At 46.9% G+C, this 22190-nt stretch carries 19 protein-coding genes and 1 pseudogene; 4 read left to right on the forward strand and 16 right to left on the reverse strand.

The features are described from left to right. Positions 1-10 precede the first annotated feature (10 nt). The 10 genes and pseudogenes from NOM72_RS10600 to NOM72_RS10645 all read right to left on the reverse strand — a co-directional run bounded on the left by NOM72_RS10600 (position 11) and on the right by NOM72_RS10645 (position 12290). Complete coding sequence (locus NOM72_RS10600; RefSeq protein WP_023467476.1) at positions 11-1399, reverse strand: MBOAT family O-acyltransferase; 1389 nt, start codon at positions 1397-1399, stop codon at positions 11-13. After that, a complete protein-coding gene (locus tag NOM72_RS10605) occupies positions 1389-1874 on the reverse strand; it encodes a hypothetical protein (RefSeq protein WP_035398384.1) in 486 nt (161 codons plus the stop codon). The genes NOM72_RS10600 and NOM72_RS10605 overlap by 11 nt, the downstream gene beginning before the upstream one ends. Then, positions 1871-2971, reverse strand: coding sequence for a non-hydrolyzing UDP-N-acetylglucosamine 2-epimerase (wecB, locus tag NOM72_RS10610; protein ID WP_023467472.1), 1101 nt, complete (start codon positions 2969-2971; stop codon positions 1871-1873). The genes NOM72_RS10605 and wecB overlap by 4 nt, the downstream gene beginning before the upstream one ends. 112 nt (positions 2972-3083) lie before the next feature. Next, positions 3084-3824: pseudogene (gene tagH, locus NOM72_RS10615) on the reverse strand (teichoic acids export ABC transporter ATP-binding subunit TagH); the annotation flags it as partial. A gap of 11 nt (positions 3825-3835) precedes the next feature. After that, positions 3836-4636: an ABC transporter permease gene (locus NOM72_RS10620; RefSeq protein ID WP_023467468.1), complete on the reverse strand. Its 801-nt coding sequence runs from the start codon at positions 4634-4636 to the stop codon at positions 3836-3838. Next, positions 4633-5925: a nucleotide sugar dehydrogenase gene (locus NOM72_RS10625; RefSeq protein ID WP_214860960.1), complete on the reverse strand. Its 1293-nt coding sequence runs from the start codon at positions 5923-5925 to the stop codon at positions 4633-4635. The genes NOM72_RS10620 and NOM72_RS10625 overlap by 4 nt, the downstream gene beginning before the upstream one ends. A gap of 278 nt (positions 5926-6203) precedes the next feature. Continuing rightward, a complete protein-coding gene (locus NOM72_RS10630; protein ID WP_255999152.1) occupies positions 6204-7457 on the reverse strand; it encodes a glycosyltransferase in 1254 nt (417 codons plus the stop codon). Beyond that, positions 7454-8770 carry a glycosyltransferase family 4 protein gene (locus tag NOM72_RS10635; protein ID WP_255999153.1) on the reverse strand — a complete coding sequence of 439 codons (1317 nt, stop codon included), beginning with the start codon at positions 8768-8770 and terminating at the stop codon, positions 7454-7456. The genes NOM72_RS10630 and NOM72_RS10635 overlap by 4 nt, the downstream gene beginning before the upstream one ends. Beyond that, positions 8665-9669 carry a class I SAM-dependent methyltransferase gene (locus NOM72_RS10640; RefSeq protein WP_035398389.1) on the reverse strand — a complete coding sequence of 335 codons (1005 nt, stop codon included), beginning with the start codon at positions 9667-9669 and terminating at the stop codon, positions 8665-8667. Before NOM72_RS10640 ends, NOM72_RS10635 begins: the two co-directional genes overlap by 106 nt. Continuing rightward, on the reverse strand, positions 9666-12290 hold the full coding sequence (locus tag NOM72_RS10645; RefSeq protein ID WP_255999154.1) for a glycosyltransferase: 2625 nt from the start codon (positions 12288-12290) through the stop codon (positions 9666-9668). The genes NOM72_RS10640 and NOM72_RS10645 overlap by 4 nt, the downstream gene beginning before the upstream one ends. Before the next feature lie 287 nt (positions 12291-12577). Here NOM72_RS10645 and NOM72_RS10650 point away from each other — a divergent pair, with 287 nt between their 5' ends. Further along, on the forward strand, positions 12578-12742 hold the full coding sequence (locus NOM72_RS10650; RefSeq protein WP_023467459.1) for a hypothetical protein: 165 nt from the start codon (positions 12578-12580) through the stop codon (positions 12740-12742). Between the two features lie 58 nt (positions 12743-12800). Here NOM72_RS10650 and NOM72_RS10655 read toward each other — a convergent pair whose 3' ends face one another. Further along, the gene (locus NOM72_RS10655) at positions 12801-13796 is read right to left on the reverse strand and encodes an NADP-dependent oxidoreductase (RefSeq protein ID WP_023467457.1); all 996 of its coding nucleotides are present in this window, start codon (positions 13794-13796) and stop codon (positions 12801-12803) included. Positions 13797-13984: 188 nt separating this feature from the next. Between NOM72_RS10655 and NOM72_RS10660 the strand changes: the two genes are divergently transcribed. Beyond that, positions 13985-15043 (forward strand): PTS sugar transporter subunit IIC, encoded by a 1059-nt coding sequence (locus NOM72_RS10660; protein WP_058265069.1) that lies wholly within the window; start codon positions 13985-13987, stop codon positions 15041-15043. A gap of 86 nt (positions 15044-15129) precedes the next feature. On the opposite strand, the gene NOM72_RS10665 is transcribed toward NOM72_RS10660, so the two are convergent. The 3 genes from NOM72_RS10665 to NOM72_RS10675 all read right to left on the reverse strand — a co-directional run bounded on the left by NOM72_RS10665 (position 15130) and on the right by NOM72_RS10675 (position 16902). Further along, positions 15130-15759 carry an HAD family hydrolase gene (locus tag NOM72_RS10665; RefSeq protein ID WP_035398397.1) on the reverse strand — a complete coding sequence of 210 codons (630 nt, stop codon included), beginning with the start codon at positions 15757-15759 and terminating at the stop codon, positions 15130-15132. Between the two features lie 13 nt (positions 15760-15772). After that, positions 15773-16336, reverse strand: a complete 564-nt coding sequence (locus NOM72_RS10670) for a DedA family protein (RefSeq protein ID WP_035398399.1) — start codon at positions 16334-16336, stop codon at positions 15773-15775. Between the two features lie 131 nt (positions 16337-16467). Further along, positions 16468-16902 (reverse strand): YkvA family protein, encoded by a 435-nt coding sequence (locus NOM72_RS10675; RefSeq protein ID WP_023467454.1) that lies wholly within the window; start codon positions 16900-16902, stop codon positions 16468-16470. Between the two features lie 136 nt (positions 16903-17038). Here NOM72_RS10675 and NOM72_RS10680 point away from each other — a divergent pair, with 136 nt between their 5' ends. Next, the gene (locus NOM72_RS10680; RefSeq protein WP_023467453.1) at positions 17039-17788 is read left to right on the forward strand and encodes an SDR family NAD(P)-dependent oxidoreductase; all 750 of its coding nucleotides are present in this window, start codon (positions 17039-17041) and stop codon (positions 17786-17788) included. Positions 17789-18122: 334 nt separating this feature from the next. Continuing rightward, the gene (locus NOM72_RS10685) at positions 18123-19370 is read left to right on the forward strand and encodes a murein hydrolase activator EnvC family protein (RefSeq protein ID WP_035398401.1); all 1248 of its coding nucleotides are present in this window, start codon (positions 18123-18125) and stop codon (positions 19368-19370) included. Positions 19371-19446: 76 nt separating this feature from the next. Here NOM72_RS10685 and NOM72_RS10690 read toward each other — a convergent pair whose 3' ends face one another. Together NOM72_RS10690 and NOM72_RS10695 are read right to left on the reverse strand one after the other, a co-directional pair. Continuing rightward, positions 19447-21096: a methyl-accepting chemotaxis protein gene (locus NOM72_RS10690; protein WP_023467451.1), complete on the reverse strand. Its 1650-nt coding sequence runs from the start codon at positions 21094-21096 to the stop codon at positions 19447-19449. Then, entirely contained in the window at positions 21093-22067 is a 975-nt protein-coding gene (locus tag NOM72_RS10695; RefSeq protein ID WP_023467450.1) for a BMP family lipoprotein, read from the reverse strand. The genes NOM72_RS10690 and NOM72_RS10695 overlap by 4 nt, the downstream gene beginning before the upstream one ends. Between the last annotated feature and the right edge of the window lie 123 nt (positions 22068-22190).

Here is a 22190-nt window from a genome sequence, read left to right on the forward strand (position 1 = left end):
GACCTCCTTTTTAGAAGCGGAAATAGATGAATGGGTTAAACGTACTTGCAACAAGTGCTGATGTCGCCAAAAATAGTAGCAACATCGCATACCCATACTGCATCGTCGTACCAATTCTTCCGAGTGACACGACTAATCGCTCTCCGATGATTTTCGGAATCGGTGTCGCTGCGATACACGCGACAAGCAATAGAACACCATTTTGGACAAGCTGATAGCTCGCGCGTTCATCCCAGATCACATCTGGTACGAACATCGCTTGAATGTACGTAACGGCTTCTGGGAACGTCTCGGAACGGAAGAATACCCAACCGACCAACACGAGTACGAGTGTCCAAACGGTCGAGAAGACTGGCATTTTCTCCAACCATTTCCCGAGAAATGCTTTCTCGAGCATGATCCAGATTCCGTAATACGCTCCCCACGCGACAAACGTCCAACTCGCACCATGCCAAAGACCTGTCAGCATCCAGACAATTGCTAAGTTGCGATACTGTAACCATGGTGAGACACGATTTCCACCAAGCGGGATGTAGACATAATCCCGGAACCACGATCCAAGCGAAATATGCCAACGACGCCAAAATTCAGAAACTGACTTTGAAATGTAGGGATAGTTAAAATTCTCAAGAAAATGAAATCCGAACATCAAAGCTAGTCCAATCGCCATATCACTGTATCCCGAAAAATCGAAATAGATTTGTAAGGCGTAGGCGATGATGCCGATCCAAGCAAGCCCCATCGAAAGATCTTTCATATTGAAGATGGCATCCGCGACCTGACCACATCCATTGGCAAGAATCAGTTTTTTAGCTAAGCCGATCGTAAACCGACGAACCCCTCGGGCAAAATCGGAAACCGTCTCTTCTCGTGACTCGATTTGGCTCGCAATCGTGTTATAGCGAACGATCGGACCCGCGACGAGTTGGGGAAAGAACGCGATATAAAGGGCGAGGTCAAGCGGATTCTTTTGCACCGCTTCCTTCCCTTTGTAGATGTCGATGACATAACTCATCGCATGAAACGTATAGAACGAGATCCCGAGTGGCAAGACGACTTCTGGTACGAACCATCCTAATCCGAATGTCTCGTTGACTGAACGAACAAAAAATCCGCTGTACTTGAACCAGCCGAGTAACCCCAGATTGACTACGATCATGCTGAACATGATCCATTTGACGCCAATTCGGTGTCGATACAGATCGACGAACAAGGCGAAGAAGTAGTTGATTGTGACGCTCAGTAGCATCAGCAATGCAAAACGCGGTTCTCCGAATGCATAAAAGAATAGACTCGTCACTAATAACCAGCCATTTCGGAAGCTGCGTGGGAGTAGGTAATAGACGATCAACACAGTCGGTAAGAACAGAAATAAGAATATCGTCGAACTAAATAGCATACGTCGCTTCCTCCCCTGCCGTGACATGTTGCACAATCTGAATGTCCCGGAGATGGACCCGGAAGCTCCCCTCTTGCAAGAACTTCCATGCCACCTTGAAATACTTCGCTCCTGGTACTCGTTTCATCTGTACATGAACGACTGTCGCATTCGTCAATGTGACGGTTTCCGTTTCCGATCCCATCCGTTTTTTCTGTCCATATTGCATCTTGAATAACTGAACGACACATGGTGCATCGACTTCGAAATGACAGGTCACCTCGATGAGATCTCCTGTAATCGTTGCGTCTGATCGGTATAACTTTGAAGGCGGATGTTGAAATCCTTGATCAAACAACTGAATGTACAATTTGTCGTCTGCCGTCGCTTCTTGAAAATCAAAATAGACACCATCTGTAGCATCCTCAAGCAAGATTTTTTCCTGCGTTCCGAATGGAAAGAATTGATAAATCGCTGGAGGAATACGTTGACTCATACAGGTACCTCACTCATGATGGCATCGACGATTCGCTCCGCCGCTTGTCCATCGCCATAAGGATTCGCCGCTTGTGCCATCGATTGATAGAACACCTGATCCGTCAACAATTGATGACTCATCGTATAAATCATCTCTGGATTCGTCCCGACGAGCTTCAACGTTCCAGCTTCGACCCCTTCTGGACGCTCTGTCGTCTCCCGTAAGACAAGGACAGGCACGCCGAGCGAAGGTGCTTCCTCTTGAATCCCACCTGAGTCGGTCAGAATGAAGGATGCCCGAGCCGCAAGATTATGGAAGTCAAATACATCAAGCGGTTCGATCAATTGAATCCGCGGATGATGCTCCAAGCGAGCTGCCGCTTCTAGTACGACCGGATTCGGATGAACCGGATAGACGATTTCGATTTCTGGATGATCATTTGCTAACCGTTCGATCGCCTCAAAAATCGTTGCCAGTTGTAAATGATTCTCACGGCGATGAACCGTCAAAAGAACGAGCTTTCGTCCCGACTTCTCTAGGCGCGATAGGACAGGATGTGTATATGTCGGTGATACAGTCGTCTTCAACGCATCGATGACCGTATTACCGGTTACGATGATTGGCGTCTGCTTGTTCTCAGCACGTAAGTTCATTGCGGCCTGTTCAGTCGGTGCAAAATGATAATCCGCCAACACACCTGTCAATTGACGATTCATCTCTTCTGGGAACGGCGCATACTTTTCATATGTCCGTAGTCCTGCTTCCACATGACCGACTGGAATCTGTTGATAGAACGCCGCTAAAGAAGCAGCGAACGTCGTCGTCGTATCCCCATGGACAAGGACGAGATCCGGCTGTTCCTTTTCGAGGACGCGACGCATCGCGTTTAAAATACGCGCCGTCATTTCCTCTAACGTCTGACGCGGACGCATCAAATCCAAGTCATGGTCCGGAGTGATCTCGAACAGTTCAAGGACCTGATCGAGCATCTCTCGGTGCTGTGCTGTAACGACGACGATTGGTTCGACGTCCTGACGATTTTCAAGTGCTTTGACGACCGGCGCCATTTTGATCGCCTCTGGTCGTGTTCCGAATACAAGCATGACACGTTTCATTTACTTCATCCCCTATCTCATTTCATGACGATTGTTCAATCGTCTCGCCCATCATTTGCTGATCCACGGAACCGATCCGTTCCGTTCGTTTCTTAGCTACGTAATGGGAGGCTTGCTTTTTTGATAACTGTTTGTACCAATATAGATATTTATTGTATTCAGCCAACGTTTCGTTCGTCGGACCAAATAGACGTACTTCCCCGTATTCCAACCAAAGGATTTTTGTACAGAAACTCTTTACCTGGCTGAGCGAATGACTGACGAAAAAAATCGTTTTCCCTTGATCGCGGAATTCACGCATCTTATCGAGACACTTTTCAGTAAACGTTTGGTCTCCGACTGAGAGCGCTTCGTCGATGATCAAGATATCTGGATTAATATGAATCGAGATCGCAAAACCAATTCGAGCTCGCATGCCGCTCGAGTATGTCTTGACTGGCTGATCGATGAACTCCCCGATATCAGCGAACTCTAGAATTTCTGGAGTAATCGTCTCGATTTGACGTTTCGTCAAGCCCATCATCAGCCCTTTTAATTCAATGTTATCTCGCCCTGTCAGTTGACTATTCAATCCACTAGAGATGGCAATCAATGCTGACTTCCCACCCAATGTGACCCGACCGTACGTCGGTGGTGTCACGTTAGCAAGCAGATGCGATAGTGTCGATTTCCCACTTCCGTTGATGCCAACGACACCGACGATTTCTCCCTCTTCCACAGAAAAGGAGACGTTCTTCAGAGCATAGAACGATTTTCCATTCACCTTACCGAACAACACTTCCTTTAGCTTGTCGATCGGTCGGGCATAGAGCATGTACCGTTTCGATACATTCTCAAACACGACATGACCCATCGTTCTCCCTCCTATACGTAATCGATGAAATAGCGTCGGAATCGAATGTGAATCGATGCTCCAACAAGTAAGATTGCGAGCGTCATACACCAGAAATACACGCCGTACCACATATGATCGAGCAGATAACCCGTTCCGATGAGTGCGGACCGATATCCCTCAATCAAATAAACGAGTGGGTTTAACATCAACAACATCTTAAATAACGAGTGATCTGGCGGAATCCACATGATTGGTGTTAAATACATCAGCATGCGAATCGCAGATGTCACCATGTTTTGCACATCTCGAATCATCGTCGCAAGTGCGGATAACAATAAGGAAACCGCATAGAGGAATACGACGCCCGCCGGTACGATATATAGGAGTTCAAACGTATGCCATCCCGGGAAGTAACCGAAGGCACACCCTAAAATGATCGTCAAAGCAATCATCGCGAGATGACGGTAGAATTGTGCCAAAATGACATACGCCGGAATCGTACTCAATGGAAAATGCATCTTCGAGACGAGGGCGACCCGACCATAAATCGACCGGGAACCACTTGGAATCGTACTGCCGATGAAGAACCAAGCAATCAATCCGCTGACGAGCCAAAAAACGAACGGAATTCCATCGACTGGATGCCCACCACGAATCCCGAAGCCGAATACGACCCAGTAGACACCGATTTGGAGTAGTGGCGTCATGATCTCCCAAAACCAACCCAGGTATTGCATGCTATATTGACTCTTTGTTTCATAAAGCGAGAGCCGAAAGATCAGATATAGATGATCCTTCAACTCTCCCCCAATCGTTCGTAACGCGTTCATATCGCTTTCGCATCCACTTCCGTCACGCGGTGCGTATGCAAATTACCGAAGTTCAGGACTTTGACAGCGTCGAGCGCTTTGACGATCCCTTTCGTATCGAAGAGCAACGGTGTCCGCATGTAGTTTGCGAGACGACGTGAATCGAATTGTTTGAATTCATCATGATCGACCAAGACAAGCGCTAAATCAGCGCCTTGAATCGCTTCCAGCTCATCAACGAGTTCGAAACGTGTCGAAATCGAACGTTCGACGTGTGGATCACAGACAGCGACGTCAAGTCCACGGTCGAGCAATTGTTCAATGACTTCGACAGCTGGACTCTCGCGCATATCATCGACGTTTCCTTTATACGTGACACCAAAGACGGCGATTTTTGGACGAACACGGGAACCGACGAGGCGAGCCGCTTGATCGGCAACGAATTGCGGCATCTGAACGTTCGTTTGTCGTGCCGTATGAATGATGCGTGCAAGCGATGGGGCTTTTGCGACGATGAAGTACGGGTCGACTGCGAGACAGTGACCACCCACTCCCGGTCCCGGATGATGCAAGTTCACCCGTGGGTGCATGTTCGCCATCTCAATCACATCTAAGACGTTGATCTCTAGTTGATGACATACTTGCGTTAATTCATTTGCGAGAGCAATGTTGACATCGCGGAACGTATTCTCCATCAACTTCGACATTTCGGCTGTTTTGGCATCTGTCCGGACGATTTCACCTTGAACGAATGTTTCGTAGACGGCAGCCCCTGCCTCCGCACACGCTGGCGTCAATCCACCAACGATTCGGTTATTATGGATAAGTTCATGTAAGATTTGTCCTGGCAAGACACGCTCGGGACAATGGACGACATAAATGTCCTCACCGATCGTAAATCCAGCTGCTTCGATTAAGGGACGGACATGATCATCCATCGTACGTGGTGCAATCGTCGATTCGACGATGACGACATTTCCTTTTTCAAGGAATGGCAGCATGTTGTTGACCGCTGAAATGACATATTTCAAATCACATGATTTATACGTATCGTTTAAGTTAGGAGTTGGAACGGCGATTAAGAAAACATCGGCTCGTTCTGGCGTAAGTGTCGCTCGGAATTTTCCGTTCGCGACGACCCGTTTGATGACCTCCTCGAGTCCTGGTTCCTCAATATGAATCGTTCCCGTGTTCAGAAGATTGACGATTTGTGGATCGATGTCGACACCTACGACTTCCGTGCCATGATCCGCGAACATCGCAGAAGAAGGTAATCCAATATATCCTAGTCCGATTGTGCAAAGTTTCATTTTGTCATTCCTCCATCGAGTTAGTCATACTAGCCAACGAACGGTCTGTGGCTTGGCTGTAACTAGACCATAACGACATTTCCTTTGCTTTCCAATGCTTCTAACCATCTCTTAAACCATTCTTCACAGACCTTACATTTCCAGTGTTTTCTATCGTTTTTGTAAATCTTATGAAGCTTTCGCGAATCCTTCGTGTCTATTCGAATGAAACAAAACGACTCGTCAGGAATCCGCCTTCATTTCACGTGGATTTCCCTTCGAGTCGTTGTCTATTTTTCTTATTTTGCGCCAGATTCCATGAAAATCGAGTCATAGACAGCAAGAAGGCGACCTTTTTCTTGCTCCCAGTTGTATTGTCTCCTTGCTACGCTTGCTCGCTCCTGCATCGCCCGTCGCAAGCTCTCATCCTTCACTAGACGATTGACCGCTGCAGCAATACTCTGCGGGGATTCGACATCGACGATTAATCCAACTCCTTCTGTCTCGACGACACGACGGATTTCTGGTAAGTCGGCCGCGATGACAGGAATCAACGCCGCCATGTATTCGAATAGTTTATTCGAAGAAGCGGAATAATGATTGAAACAAACGTTCTGAAGGACTTGAAATCCGACCGTCGCCGCTGCCGTGTAACTGGGTAGTTCAGCAAGCGGAACCTTCTCAATGAAGCGGATTCGAGACTTTTCCGATGATTGCGTAGCCAGTTGCATGAGTTTCCCTTTTAACTTTCCATCTCCAACGAAAATAAGTGTTCCTCGATCGATGAACGGCATCGCTTCAATAAGTCGCTCTAGGCCACGTCCTTCTTGGATCCCGCCCTGATACAACAAAATCGGCTCGTCTGGTACGAGTGCTAACTCTTCGCGTAACGGTCGCGGTTGCGGAACAATCGGTTCGTAAAACGGATAATTGTGCAAGACGGATGGTCGGGTTCCATATAATTTTTGATGATAATCTGCACGCGTGTCATTTTCAACGATCGTCTGGTCGACGAATCGAAGCAGCCAGCGTTCTAATTTCCCTTGCATGCTTCCGTATCCTGTCCGATCGGTTTGGACTTCATGCGAGTCATAGACGATTTGGGCACCACGCGCCGCCCCAATCGCTTGTGGTAACGTATTGACATCGTTCGCATGCATGACGTCATAATCATGCTTCCGGGCAGTACGTGTCATACGAAGAATGCCGAAACTGTTATATAGGGCGTAACGGATGAATCGACTTCGCATGAGTAAAAAGAGCACGAGCATCACGGGAATAAGCCATGGCGCAAGAAGCGCACCCATCAATCCGATAACAAGGGTCCGTTTTTTCCGTTTGCGAAAGAACGGGAGCCACCTCGCAAAAGGTGGCGTCCGGTCGATTCGAATGACGCGAAACCCAGACATCGGGTATTCGACTTCTGGAAGTGTTCCGTCATTTAAGCAGTATAGGTCTACGCGGTGTCCTGCTTCGACAAGTGCCGTACATTCACGTAAGACACGGGCATCATTCGTAAACGGATTCCAAACAAACATTCCAATGCGCTTCATTCTGCGACCGCCTTTCGTGACTGCGTTTGTTCGATGGCTTCAAACAAGCGCTGTTCATTTTGTTCCCAATCGAAATGGCGTTGGACGTAATCCACACCCGCCCGTCCCATCGCTGCACGTTTCTCTGGATTTCGTGATAACTCGAGAATATGATCAACGATCTCCTCTTTTTTCCGCTGGACAGACACATAACCGGCTCCTGCTTCTTCAATGACATGCGCCGCATGACCGGATACCGCACCGACGATGGCACAGCCCATCGCCATGTAGTCGATGATTTTGCCTGGTGTCACTGTATCGAACGCTGTACTCTCGACGAGTGTCGCAAAGGCGATGTCACTCTTCGCGAGTTGTTTCAACGCATCCCAGCGTGGCATCGCGTCAAGAAACTCGATATTCGTCAATCCACGTTCCTTGACGAGTCGTTCGAACGTTTGCTTGTGATAGCCGTAACCGACGACTTGAAAGCAGATATCCTCCTCTTGTTGAAGTTCCTGTGCGACGTCAAGCAACAAGAACACATCTTGTGCGAGACCGATATTTCCTGTATACACGACGCGGACTTGTTCCGATACTTTTCGACGTTTGATCAACCACTCATTTTCCTCAATCGAGTTTGGAATATAATGAATTTTTTCCGGTGCAATGCCTCGTCCTTCAATATACGATCGGAACCCTTCACTGTTGATGACCAATTGATCTGCCTGACGATACATCCATTTTTCAAGCCAATAGAGCGGAGTCAATAAGAGACGCGATTTTGTGATGCCGACGCCAATCAACGATTCCGGCCATAAGTCACGTACATCGAGAATCAAAGGAGCCTTTTTGACATGTTTCGCGACGACCCCGACGAGTCCCATGAAGATGGATGGCGTCGTCGCATAGATGTAGGCATAGGATTTTGGATCATGCCGCACCTCTTTAATCGCGAGCACGAATTGTTCGACGAATAAACGAAGACGTCGCCATAAATTATTCGTTGCCCGGACGTCACGCGGCTGAATACGGGTCACATGAGCCGTATCGAGGCTCGGTTCATCCCAGAACATCGAGTCCGTATAGAGTTCTGCCGTTGGATAGAGCGGTTCTGACGTTAGCACATGGACATCATTTCCCGCTTGTTCCATCCGCTTGAAGATATTCTTCATTCGGTTTGCCGCACTACCGATTTCTGGATAGAAATTTTGACAAATCATCAAGACGTTCATCGACGACTCCGGTGTTGTTTGAGTTGACGTCGGAACTTCCAGTAGCGGACGACGACTTTTCCGAGTTTTGAGCGCGCGAGTGAGCGGTATTTTGATTTCCATGATGCATTCGCCTCCAACAATTCCAGATTTGTCACCAGTGATCCTTCGAATCGATCAAGCAGTGCGGCATATTGTTCTTCAAGCATCTTGTATTGTTCATGCTGTTCCTGCAGTTGCTGTTCATGACGTAGCGATTCTGCTCGAATATGCTCCAATTCTTCCGTTTGTTCTCCTAACCGTTGCACTTTCCGTTCTAGATTCTGTTGCTTGCGTTTTAAATCAAGGATCGTTGCCAGATGCAATCGTTCCACCTCTTCAAAGGCATCCTCGAGCCATTCGACTTCCGCTGGTAAAATTGCTCGACCCTCTCGAGGTTCCGGATAGACTTGGATCGTGACCCCGAGCCACTTATCAATCCGCTCGATCGTCTCGATTTTACCGAAGGGTGTCAACTGCTCAAGCAATTGATTTAAATAGTATGTCCGTTTATGATCCGCATAATCGTTTACTCCGAATGGGACTGTGATGACGAGTCGTCCTTCTGGTGCGATGAACGAGACGGCACGGGCGATAAAGCGCTCTGGCTCTCCGATATGTTCCAGTACTTCCGTCATCAAGACTGTATCGAATTGAATGTCAGGTGTGTATGTCATGACATTTGCTTCATGTAATTCCACCTTTTCTTTAACGGATGTTGGTTCCTCCAGTAAGGCTTGTTTGGCCTCGATGATTGCTTCCGGTAGTACATCGATTCCGACGACGTGTTTCCCTTCCCGTCCAAGTAAAATCGGAACGACTCCACCCGAACACCCGATATCTAAAATGTGCTCCCCTTTTGCTTGTCGAACGATCCAGTGAACACGTGCGCGAACTTTTTTACCGAATCCACCACCTAACTGATCGTAGTAGGCAGCTCGGATTTGATCCTTGGGGCGTGCTGTTTTCATCGATGCCGTCATTTCTGCACCTCCTCGAGTAATAAGTGTTGAAGTCGATCCGTCTCCTGTCGATCCGCAAGTTCTATGAACTTACGGATCAATGGGTTCGTCAACGTGATGGGTTCATAGAATCCGATGATTGTTCGCAACAATGCGACACTCGGTGCAAAATCCTTATCACTGCAGTAGCGTAATTTGACAAGATACCAATGCTCAAAGAAATGCTCGAATCGAGTTTCCTTGTATTCCTCTAGCACTCCATAACGAGCGAATTTCTCAGCACGTGCCCGCTCTCGGACGACACTTCGTTCGAAGAACTTCACCGTCAATGCATTCACGGTCGACCCCGCAACAGCTGCGTAGTAATAGTGGATAACTCGATTGACGAGTAAGACACGGTTCGCGCGAAGCATCAATTCTTGGAAGAACAAGGAGTCCTGACCAACCGCACCGACGACCTGTTCCAATTGATGTTTAAGCAAGAAGGTGCGACGGACGACGAGTGCTTGAATGCTTTGTACCGCAAACCGATGTTTCAATAGAAAAGCTTTCGGATCCTCGCAAACCGTTCGTCCTTGTTTACGAATCGTCGGTAAGGCGATGATACTTGTCTTCTCGGCAAGCTTTTTCATATGCCCTGCCACAAAATCAAGTGATGGATCTTTTTCTAGTTCTTGAAGCAAAAAGGCGTATCGATCACTGAGCACCTCGTTATCCGGATCAAGGAACGTCACGTAGTCAGCTCGTGCCATCTCGACTCCTTTGTTACGCGGACGTGAAGCACTACCGCTTCCACCTGTCTCAAAGAAATAGGTTCTGACATTTTCATGACGTCGTGCGAGACGCTCTACGGCTTGACGTGTCGCTCTGTCCGTCGATCCATCATCTACGAGTAAAATCTCTGACTCCATGAATCGATCCATCCGCGTGAGACTGGCGAAACATTTATACGTGAGGTGTTTTCCATTGTTATAGATTGGAACGACGACCGACAGTTGCGGAGTCTGATTCGTCGGAACTACCGTCTGCTCGTTCCACTCAAATTGATCGAGCAACAGTGTTTTTCCGTTCAGTTCATCTGCCTGGAACATGTCATATCCGATAGCTGACCGCCAAACAATCGCACCGTTTCGGCTACCGCTCATCTCTTGTACATGATACGGATACTCACTTCCTTTGCGAACGATGCTGGCATCACTGTATTTAAAACCATTCACAAGATCCTCTAGATAATACTCACCATAGGATTCCTGTCCATCCATCCAAGCAACGAGATCTGCTTGATTGTAAAGTTGCTCCGTTAATGCATCCACAGAAACGATTGCGTCGGGTGTGAGGCTTTGGCGATCGATTACGTTACGGATGTCTTCTCCGTCCTGAGCGACGACGACTAGTAAACGATGTTTTTGTGTCTCAGGTATGCGCCCGATGAACGCTAGAATCTGATCCATCCGCTCGAAGACCGTATGCCCCGTCATGACGGCACGAAGTCCTTCTGCTCGTAACCGTTCGATTTCTTCTTGCGACGTGCGCTCCACGATTGCCGTCGCCTCTTGTGCGTCATGCACGGTAAAAATATTCGGAAATTCATTATTGACGGCGATACTGTAATTCGACAGAATCAAATTCCCGAGTGCTTGTGATTCATAAACGCGACGGGCACACATCGTTTTGCTGTATTTGATGCTGTTCAAGTTCAAAACCCAGTCATAACATTTACTGACTTGTTGTAAGGCATCATAAGGAATCGCTGGTGCGACCCGTGATTGATAGCGCTCCGGAAACTGATAAGCTGGTAAGTCGAGATGATAATTTCGGTCCACGATATCGAGTTCGTGCGAGGATTGCATCACCCCATCAAATAACATTTCCGTATCTTTCACACGTTCCGGATATTTCGCCATCCAGCTACCGGCAAATAAGACGCCCTTCTTTCGGCTACGTGTCGCCCCGATTGGATTATGAATCAGTGGATTGACACCAAACGGCATCGCCATGATCCGATCGTGTCCACATAAGACACGGTATTCAGGAATCATCGCCTCATCTGAAGTCAGAACGTAATCCGCAGCTTGCGCCACGTCTTGAAAACGTTCATGATTGCTCGGATCTTCTGTCGATTGAAAAACGACTGGAATGCCTTTATCTCTCACTTCTTGCATCATCGCAAGTAATCGGTTTCGCTTCTTGGAATTCGGTGTGGCGACACCTTTCCAATCATCATTTTGGAGTCCTTTCCAAGACGAAATAACTAAAAATAGATCAATTGGGCGTTTGAAGACATCCTCAAACGTATCAGAATTAACGTAATGAAGATGAGCCGCATCTTCATAGTAGGCATACATGAATTCCGAACAGACGATGGCTATTTCGATTGATCGTTTTTCATAATAACGCGTCGTCGTCCGGATCGGTATATGTGAGACATCCAATTGATCTAGTAGTGACGCTTGGCTATTTTGTCGGTAACGTGTCGTCGTGTTATTAGAAGTTCGAACCGTCGGCAGTCGCAAGACGTCTAACTGACGGAGTTTTTCGAGTGCATCTTTACTTGCGGTCGTCGCGCTCGTCAGCCGTTTTTTCTCTTCGCGGACCCAGTTCAGTTGTTGCATGATTTGTCGTTTCCATTTTTGATCACTCACACGTAAACACCCTTCCTCTTTTCAACTCTTTCTTAGTCTACGGAAGCAGTTCAAAGGCTACTTGAAGGACTTGCAAGGTTTTTGTAAAGACTTCATGAAGCTTTTTTGGATTTTCCTTACATTCCAGTTCAGTCAACCTGTATTTCCTAGGAAATCGACCGCTTTCACTTTCTTGTCCGTGGAAGTCATTCACATGTTTTCAAAAACGAATCCTATGCACCCTGATTGTTTTGGATTTAAAAAACGGGGAAACATTACTACGTATTGATAAAAGGAGATGACTGGACATGTTAAACGAAAAAAATCATGATTTACCAGATGAAAAGGCAGACGTTGGTCTTCACCCGGATCCTGATCCAGCTGAGACATCCGATCCCGGAATCAAGCCTGCGGAAACACAACATCCGGATCCTGATCCTGAAGAGCTCGAGCGCGATCGAAAAGATTCATGAATCTTACGCCATTGAAAAAGAGGTTGCGGAAATGATTCCGCAACCTCTTTTGGCATATTTACTTCACTTTTACTAATAGTTTCCCCGTGTTCGACCCATCGAACAAGCCAAGGAAAGCATCTGGTACACGATCGAATCCTTCAAAGATCGTTTCTTCGTATTGTAACTTTCCTTCACTAACCCATTGACCGAGTTGCTCAGCCGCCTCCTTGAATCGTTTGCCATAATCGCCCACTAAGAAACCTTGCATGCGCGCACGCGCGATGATTAATTTCGATTGAACACGTGGACCGATGTCCTGTTGTGCGTTATATCCAGAAATGGCACCGCAGACTGGTACCCGCGCGAATGGATTGAGTCGATCAAGAACTGCATCACCGATTTCCCCACCGACGTTTTCAAAATAGACATCGATGCCGTCTGGACATGTCCGGTCTAACGCTTCCCGGATGTCTTCCGTTTTATAATTGATGACTTCATCAAAACCAAGATCTGCTTTCAAGTGTTGTAGCTTTTCGTCACTTCCTGCGATTCCGACGACACGTGCGCCTTTGATTTTAGCGATTTGACCAACGATCGATCCAACAGCCCCTGCTGCTGCCGATACGACGACCGTTTCCCCTGGTTGTGGATTCCCGATATCAAGCAATCCGAAATACGCTGTCATCCCTGTCATTCCGAGAACACCAAGTGCTGTTGAAATCGGTGCGATTTGCTCATCGATTTTACGAACGGTTTTCGCATCGACGACTACTTTTGTTGCCCAATCGAGCATCCCGACAACGACATCACCTGACTTGAGCCCTTCACTTTTAGACTCGATGACACGTGCTACGACACCTCCGTGAATCGGTTCATCAATCTCAAATGGTTGCGAATAAGAACGCGCATCGTTCATACGACCCCGCATATATGGATCGACCGAGATATAGAGTGACTCCAGTGCGACTTGTCCTTCCTTCAGCTCTGTTAACTCAAATGATTCATAGCGGAATGTTTCCCCTGTTGGTTTTCCGTTTGGTCGTGCTGCTAATACGATACGTTGTTCTGACATGATTCATGACCTCCTCATTCAATGTACTTCTTCACTGTAACAATTCCGTTTCTGAAAGACGAATCCTTTGCTTGTTTGGAATTTTCTAACTTTTTCTTGACGTCCTTCTGTTCTTACCGTAAGATAAAACACAATTCATAACTTTTATACTGTTATGCACAAAAGCATTACATAAGGAGAGGACTTGTATGGATTCATCTATTTTGCGTCAGCCACGTCAATTCGCTGTTCATGTTTTAAACGGACTCAGTATCGGAATTCTTGTTGCCCTCATTCCGGGAGCACTACTCGGTGAACTCGCTAAGGCGTTGTTGCCATACGTATCCGGAGCCCAGCATGTTTTAGATGCCACTACACTCGCGATGCGCCTTTTGCCGATGGTGATTGGTGTTGCCGTAGCCATGCAATTTAAAGTGACACCGATTGCGACCACGTCGATTGGACTCGCGACGGTCGTTGGCTCAGGCGTTGCAACTCGTGCAGATGCGACCTTCGTTTTCGTCGGCACGGGCGACGTCATCAATGCCGGATTGACGGCAGCTGTTGCGACGGCAATCGTCTTATTGATCGGTGAACGTTTCAAGACGTATACGGTGCTTGTCATGCCAACGATTTTGATTGTCGGTGCCGGTGGGATTGGTGTTTTGACGTATCCGTTCGTGACACGGATCACGACAGCGATCGGACATGTCATCTCAGACTTTACGGCACTTCAACCCGTCTTAATGGGTATTCTGATTGCGATTACTTTTTCCGTACTGATCGTCTCTCCGCTTTCAACGGTCGGTATTGCGACCGCCATCAGTCTATCGGGTGTTGCCGCCGGAGCTGCAAATCTAGGCGTCTGTGCCGCTGGATTCGGTCTTGCGATTGCCGGGTGGCAAGCCAATTCGCGCGGAACGTCGATTGCTCATTTTCTTGGTTCTCCTAAAATCCAGATGGCGAACTTCATCCGTAATCCCTTGATGATTCTTCCTGTCATGTGTAGTGCTGCTATCCTTGGCGCACTAGCAGGAATGCTCGGCGTCCAAGGTACACCGTTTAGTGCCGGCTTCGGAATGTCTGGATTAATCGGTCCGATCAATGCGTTACATCTGATGTCAGGAGGCTGGACATTGTTCAACATGACATTTGTTCTGGGATTATTCATCTTCTTGCCGGTCATCCTTTGTCTAGTGTTCCACCTACTCTTCCGGAGATTCCGTCCATGGATGAGTGCAGAACCATACCGACTGGATTTCGAGTAAGTTCATCGTTATCGTTCTCTCATCACACAAAAAGCCAAGCCGACCGTCTAAAAAATCGACGGATCGAGTTTGGCTTTTTGGTGCATTTATTTGATCACTGTCAGTAAGTCAAGCGGTGACTCGATGACATGGTCTGCCGAATCCCACTCGGATTGTGTCCCAAAACCGTACTGGCATAAAACGACCGGCATCTTTTCCTTACGAGCCGCTTCCACATCGGAAGACCGATCTCCGATCATCCAGTAGGACTCTTCCCCAAACTCCTCACGGTGCGCTCGTAAAATATCCGCCTTTTCTTTCCCGTTGACGGATTCTAAGCATTTCGGACTCGTGAAAAACGAACGAATGTCTTGACTATCCAGCACAAGGTTAAGATAGTGGTTGCCACAATTACTCGCTGTTGAAATGGTATGTCCTGCAGACACTAGCGCTTCTAATAAGGATCGAATTCCATCAAACAAGACATTCTGTTCTGCCATCGTCGCTTCTAGATGACCATGTCTTTTTTTACGAATCAACCGAATATCCTCTTCTGAGGCTTCCGGAATCGCCTTACGCCAAAAGGCACTTCCTGCTAAACCATAACTTGCTTGTACACTAGCTTTAGAAGGTTTTGGAAGATGCGGCATGTCCTCCATCGCCCGATGGATTGCTTCTGTCATCTGTTCAGTTGAATCGATCAATGTACCGTCAATATCGAATAAGATAATTGCCATGTTCCCACTCCTTTTAGATTTCTTTTTTTGCTTTTCTCTTTTTTTGAATCAAGTAGCCAACCGTAATCAACACACCTAAACCAATCCAAACTATTGGATGATTGAGATGGTGCAATTTTCGCCATTCATGCCCGACGGCTTTCCCGCCCCAAATGAAGATCGCCGACCAAAGGAAAAAGGAAATCGTCGTCACGACGGTAAACGTCCAGCGTGAAACACCAGTCAGACCGGCACCAATCGCAAATCCGATGCGCCACATCGGGGACAGAAGGAGAATATAGCGTCCCTTCGTCTCCATTTGTGTCTGAAACTGAAGCATTTTTGTTTCCGAAATCCGAAACCATTTGAATAAACGGTTCAATAACCGTTCACTCCCGAACTGACCAATCGTAAAGAAGAGGTTCTGACTAATGACGAAGCTCACTACAGCGAGGAACAACATGAATAGCAGATTCGCCTGTGCCGTGTGGACGAGATATCCGGCATACGCTAGCGGCACTTCGCTCGGTATGAATGGAAACATGAGCGTCATCATGATGCCAATATAACCGTATGACTCCATCCAGTGATGTCCCATCTTCGTCCCTCCTCCCCCTTTACTAACTATTTCTAGTGTATCGAACTTTCAAGAAGGCGTACAGGAAACGGCTCTTTTTACATCAGAAAGAGCGACTTCTCATAGTGAAGTCGCTCGGATCATCTATTTGATTAATACGCATCCTCACTTTGTACTGGTTGCGTACGGCGCTTTTGTTGTTCATCTTGCCAGTCACTGAAACGTGTCAATTCTTCAAAGACTGTTTTCGTGACGAAAAGGATGACCGCGATATCGTCTGCGAAACCAAATCCGAGTACGAAATCAGGTACGAGGTCAATCGGTGACACGAGGTAAATCAACGCTCCGATTACTTTTAAGATCGTCGTACGACGAATGTTGCGATATTCACCTGACTGGTACGCGCGAATCATATCGACGAATAACGTCAACGGTGAGAAGACGACGGACAAACGAGAGTTACTGTTTACCTTTGCAGTTGCTCGTTGTAACAACGAATTCGTCTTTTTCGGACGATCGATATAATCTTTTGCATCTTCGGCATATTGATTTTGTTGTTTTTCTAATTGTTGATTCGAGAATTTCATTCCTATTTTCCCCCATTCTAAAGTAACTTCAACGCTTTTCTATTTCCCTGTTCCTACGGATGATAATCCTGTCAGGTTTCAGGATATGATGGAACGGTAAAAAAGGGAGAGAAGCGTTACAGAAAGGATGATTTTTATGAATCATGTTAATCAAACCGTCATCATTACAGGAGCTGCGAATGGAATTGGTGCAGAACTCGCCCGCACCTATGCTGCGCATGGCGCAAATGTCGTTCTTGCTGATATCGATCAGATGACAGGAGACGAATTGGTCCAACAAATTGAAGAAGATGGTGGTACGGCTTACTTCTATCATCTCGATATCCAACATGAAAAAGACGTTCAACTGTTGATTGAAAAAGCGATTGAACATACTGGTCGCATCGACATTGTCATCAACAACGCTGGTATTATGATTCGAAAACCATTACTCGAATTATCGCTTGAGGAATGGGACCGAGTTCATCATACGAATCTGCGTAGCATCTTCTTGACAACTAAGGCGGCTACACCCTATTTGAAACAAAGTAAAAGTGGTGGTCGAATCATCAACCTTGCTTCGACCCGCGCCTTTATGTCGGAACCGCATACGGAATCCTATGCGTCGACGAAAGGTGGCATTTTTGCTCTGACCCATGCACTTGCTGTCTCACTTGGAGAAGACGGAATTCTCGTCAACGCGATTGCTCCTGGTTGGATTGAAACCGGTGACTATCAAGAATTATCACCTGAAGATCATAGTCAACATCCAGCTGGTCGCGTCGGAAAACCAAGTGATGTCGCTCGTGCGGCTCTCTATCTGACACACCCAGATAACGATTTCTTGACGGGCGAAACATTGGTCCTAGACGGTGGAATGACACGAAAGATGATTTATGAAGAATGATTCGTGCTGAGTGCCTTTCGGGGCACTTTTTCATTTCACAAAAACTATACTTATACCTTTTTCAAACATTAATAAACGTTCTATTTATATGATGTTACAAAAATATATCCTATGACATCATTCGGAAATCAATCAATCGTTCCTCAATTTTTCCTTCTATATCAACGATTCAAGCATGTCCTTTTACTTCTCTATCGTTATTTTCATAAATTCTTCATACTTTCTGCTAGTTTCTCTTGTATTTTTTTAAAAGAATTGTAAAGTGGATTTTTCGATTTTCTTGTTAGAGTGGGATAGGTAACACTTCACAAGGGAAAGGAATGACGCTTAGTTTATGAAACGACCTTTCGGAAAGTCACTCGGGCTATCGCTCATGACACTCACTTTACTCGCAAGTCCGCTCATGACGACAACTCCCGTCGACGCGGCAAGCTCATATAAAGAAAAGCAACAACAAAACCAGCAACAACAATCGAAGCAACGCGAGGCGTTGTCTCAAAAAAATAATCAATTATCTAAAGCACAGCAACAAGTCTACGCCCTGGATCAACAGATTAACGGGCTGACATTACAAGTCGTCGAAAATCAAAAGAAGATCGACGAAAACACGAAACAGATTGCTCGATTAGAAGATAAAATCGAAAAGTTACAAAAGAAAATCAAGAAGCAAGAAAAAATGCTCGGTGATCGCCTGGCAGTTCGTCAGTCTAAAGCCGATAATGCCCCGCTGCTTGAAGCCGTCTTCGGCGCAAAAGATGTCGGTGATATGATTAGCCGCTTCAATGCCTTCAATACGATTGCGGAAAGCGATGCTTCTTTGTTAAAAGATTACGAATCAAACAAAAAAGAACTGGCAGCTGCGAAAGAAGAATTGAAGCAGACACGCCAAGACTTGATTGAAGATCGTAATGTTTTAAAAAAGAAACAACGTGAACTGAAAGAAGAGAAACAAAAACGAACAGCCCTTTTGAAACGCTTGACGTCACAAAAGAAAAAAATAGAATCCAATATCCTCAGCCTGAAAGAGGCATCGGCCCAACTGAAGGCACAGGAAGCAGCTGAAAAAGCGGCAGCTCGTGCTGCAAAAGCAGCTGCCGCAAAAGCCGCGAAACAATCGGCAGCGCCAGCATCTGTTAGCAAGGCCAGTACGAAAGTCATCTCAAAAGCAAAAGGTAAATTCATCAAACCTGCTCAAGGCTCTGTTTCGCAAGGAATGGGTGCAGCAAGCGGAAGTAATGGTTATGCGTACCACAACGGAACAGACTTCGCTGGTCCACTCAACTCGCCAATCGTTGCGTCTGCAAGCGGAACAGTCATCTTAGCAAGTTCAGGTGGTCCTTACGGAAATCACGTCTATATCTCTCATAATATCGACGGGAAAACATATACGACCGTGTATGCTCATATGAATGCCTTAAACGTTAAACAGGGACAACAAGTCAAACAAGGACAGCAAATCGGTGTTCTCGGAAGCACCGGTAACTCAACTGGTCCACACTTGCATTTTGAAATCCACGATGGTGGATACCAGTATGATGCGAATGGACGGACGAATGAGCTCGATCCAGAAAGCTTCTTCTAATAAGTCTAATAAGTCGATTCAAGAAAAAGTGCACGCCTTCTCTTCCTGAGAAAGCGTGCACTTTTTGCTGTGTTCATTAAATTTTGAATTGATGTGTCTGACTGTCAAGCGACGTCGTCGTCGATTCGAGTTCTTGCATCAATTGATGAATCTGTTCGAACGATGCCTGTTGATCACGCATCGAAGCAGCAATTTCTTCGTTTCCGGCTGCAAGTTCTTCCATGACGCCACTGACTGTACTGACTTGACCAACGACATGACGGGCTTGTTGTTTCGAATGAACGAGTTGTTTCGTCACGTAATCGAGCGTTTCCGTCACACTTGCTACCTTTTGACGCGTCTCACCGAATGCTTCTTGAACGTGTGTGAAGTTCTCGACCTGATTCGTCTGCTCCCGCTCCGCTTGCACGAGTGCTTCTTGTAAGACAGCACCATCCTGACGAATCGAACGAACGAGTGAGAAGATTGAGCGCGTCGCCTCATTTGTCTCATCCGCTAACTTTTTAACTTCACTTGCTACGACGGCAAATCCACGACCGGCTTCCCCAGCCCGCGCCGCCTCGATGGCCGCATTAAGTGATAATAAATTCGTCTGTGCAGAAACTCCAGCGACGAGTTGCGCCATCTGTTCGATTTGTTGCGTCTGCTCTAAGAAACCTTCCAGTTTCTGACCAAGTTCGCGATTTTGTTCTGTTGATGCACGTAGTGATGCGGCCTGTTGTTCCATGATGGAACTACTTTGAACCATCACGTGATCGGCCGCCTGTCCTTCTGCATAAGCCGTTTGTGCACGTTGTTCACTCTCTTCAAAGAGCTGTTGCATATCGGACATCGTACTGACTGTCGTCTGGATATCGTCCGACACCGTTTGTGTCCCGCTCGCCATCTCATTGATCGCATGGGTCATGTTACCAGAAACTTCAACGATGTTCGCGTTCTCCGTCGTCGCTTCCGTACTCATCTGACGAATCGTATTCGACGAACGACTGATCGTTCCGATGACCTCATGCAATGTTCCTTGCATCTGCGCAACCGCTGTCTCGAGTCGACCAATCTCATCTTTTCGACCGGATACGACTAATTCCTGCGATAAGTCTCCGTCCGAAATCTGTTCTGCTGTCCGGACGACACGGCTGATTGGTCGCGTGATGCTACGTGCGAAGTACCAGTTGTATAACGCAAGACCAATCAGGAGAATGAATGTCGCAATCATGACGGTCCGCGTCAGGTTCAATGTCTCGTCTTTTGCTTCACGTTGTAAGACATCATAAAACTCTCCATTTTTCGTATGTAACGTATAGAGATCACTGAGCACACCTTCGATTCGTGCGGCATGGGAGCGAATCTCAATCGGATTCATCGCGTCCGTCAGTTCCGTCCGTTTCGCAGCAAGCGTCTTATATTTCATATCCGCCCGGTTCAACTCTTCTTGAAATGCTGGAATCAAATACGTCTTTTGTAACTGGTTCAAGGCTTGTTCGTTCTTTTTGCTAAGTGCCTGTACTTGCTCCGCCTGACTTTCAGACGGTTGGCTTGCCAGTCGGTTCCATGCTGCCTGTTCATATAAGAGCTTCGTTTCAAGCTCTGAGATCTCAACGAGCTGTTTCCCGTAATCTTCGTTATAGGACTGAATTTGACGGAGTTGGAACAAAGTCCATCCCATCAAGATGACGACACTCAAAATCGTCACTAACGTGGAGAGTAAAAATCGTTTCCGTAACGTCATTGGATCGTCACCTTACCTTCGAGCACGTCTTGTTGTAGCTGCTCTAATTTTTTTCGTTCCCCGTCCGTAAAGTTCGTGTTTCGGATTGGAGCCAACTGGATTGCCCCTTCTTTGACACCCAGGACGACTTGTCCGGACTGTAGACCTTTCGCAGCCACATCTTGTCCGATTTTCGTGATCGCAAGATCAACTTGTTTTAGCATTGACGTCATGACAGCGTCAGGTGCGATCGGGGTCTGATCGCTATCGACACCGATCGCTTTTTTCCCCTTCGTTTGCGCTGCCTCAAGGACACCGCTTCCCGTCAACCCCGCTGCTGCGTATAACACGTCTGCCTTTTTCTGCATCATTTCGTTTGCGAGCGTCCGTCCCTTTTCAGGCGCTGCAAAGTCCTCTGCGTATTCGACGAGTACTTTTGTTTTTGGATTGACGGCTTTTGCGCCAGCTATGTATCCTTTTTCGAATTTTTCGATCAGAGGTGACTTCATCCCACCGACGAAACCAATCGTATTCGTCTTCGTTTGGATACCTGCAGCCGCACCCGCTAAATAGCTTCCTTCGTCCTCTTTGAACGTAACCGAGAGTACGTTCGGTAACGTCGATACAGCATCAATCAAGGCGAATTGTTGTTTCGGATATTTTTTAGCAACGGTCTCAAGATCCGTCTGTCCCATGAATCCGAGTCCGACGATGACGGTCGGCTTCTTCTTCGCTAACGCTTCGAATGCTACTTTATAGGTCTTCGTTTCGTTCAACTCTCGGTAATCGATTGACCAACCTTCCTTCTCGCGTAACAACGCCATACCGCTCATCGCCGCATCGCTGAATGATTGATCGCCAAGACCCACATCCGACAAGACGACTGCCATTTCCTTTCGTTCCTTGACTGCCCGTTCTGGATCATCGATGACACTGCCGCACCCTGCGAGGCTAAGTGTCGATGCCAGTATGATTCCACTCCACCGTTTCATTCATTCCACATCCTTCCGACATTCTACATCTGATTATCGGAAGCGATGTCTGACTTCTTAATACAAAATTTAAATTCAGAATAATTCCATAACAAAAAAATGCCCCTCAAAAAAAGAGGGACA

It is taken from the genome of Exiguobacterium sp. LL15, from assembly GCF_024436095.1.
Lineage (GTDB): Bacteria > Bacillota > Bacilli > Exiguobacteriales > Exiguobacteriaceae > Exiguobacterium_A > Exiguobacterium_A indicum.

Bases quoted from the DNA above. Each gene is read 5' to 3' on its own strand.
- NOM72_RS10640 (WP_035398389.1), bottom strand. From the start codon at position 9,669: ATGACGGCATCGATGAAAACAGCACGCCCCAAGGATCAAATCCGAGCT.
- NOM72_RS10660 (WP_058265069.1), top strand. From the start codon at position 13,985: ATGGATTCATCTATTTTGCGTCAGCCACGTCAATTCGCTGTTCATGTT.
- NOM72_RS10685 (WP_035398401.1), top strand. From the start codon at position 18,123: ATGAAACGACCTTTCGGAAAGTCACTCGGGCTATCGCTCATGACACTC.
- NOM72_RS10670 (WP_035398399.1), bottom strand. From the start codon at position 16,336: ATGGGACATCACTGGATGGAGTCATACGGTTATATTGGCATCATGATG.
- NOM72_RS10620 (WP_023467468.1), bottom strand. From the start codon at position 4,636: ATGAACGCGTTACGAACGATTGGGGGAGAGTTGAAGGATCATCTATAT.
- NOM72_RS10630 (WP_255999152.1), bottom strand. From the start codon at position 7,457: ATGAAGCGCATTGGAATGTTTGTTTGGAATCCGTTTACGAATGATGCC.
- wecB (WP_023467472.1), bottom strand. From the start codon at position 2,971: ATGAAACGTGTCATGCTTGTATTCGGAACACGACCAGAGGCGATCAAA.
- NOM72_RS10695 (WP_023467450.1), bottom strand. From the start codon at position 22,067: ATGAAACGGTGGAGTGGAATCATACTGGCATCGACACTTAGCCTCGCA.
- NOM72_RS10675 (WP_023467454.1), bottom strand. From the start codon at position 16,902: ATGAAATTCTCGAATCAACAATTAGAAAAACAACAAAATCAATATGCC.
- NOM72_RS10655 (WP_023467457.1), bottom strand. From the start codon at position 13,796: ATGTCAGAACAACGTATCGTATTAGCAGCACGACCAAACGGAAAACCA.
- NOM72_RS10600 (WP_023467476.1), bottom strand. From the start codon at position 1,399: ATGCTATTTAGTTCGACGATATTCTTATTTCTGTTCTTACCGACTGTG.
- NOM72_RS10650 (WP_023467459.1), top strand. From the start codon at position 12,578: ATGTTAAACGAAAAAAATCATGATTTACCAGATGAAAAGGCAGACGTT.
- NOM72_RS10665 (WP_035398397.1), bottom strand. From the start codon at position 15,759: ATGGCAATTATCTTATTCGATATTGACGGTACATTGATCGATTCAACT.
- NOM72_RS10635 (WP_255999153.1), bottom strand. From the start codon at position 8,770: ATGGAAATCAAAATACCGCTCACTCGCGCGCTCAAAACTCGGAAAAGT.
- NOM72_RS10625 (WP_214860960.1), bottom strand. From the start codon at position 5,925: ATGAAACTTTGCACAATCGGACTAGGATATATTGGATTACCTTCTTCT.
- NOM72_RS10605 (WP_035398384.1), bottom strand. From the start codon at position 1,874: ATGAGTCAACGTATTCCTCCAGCGATTTATCAATTCTTTCCATTCGGA.
- NOM72_RS10690 (WP_023467451.1), bottom strand. From the start codon at position 21,096: ATGACGTTACGGAAACGATTTTTACTCTCCACGTTAGTGACGATTTTG.
- NOM72_RS10680 (WP_023467453.1), top strand. From the start codon at position 17,039: ATGAATCATGTTAATCAAACCGTCATCATTACAGGAGCTGCGAATGGA.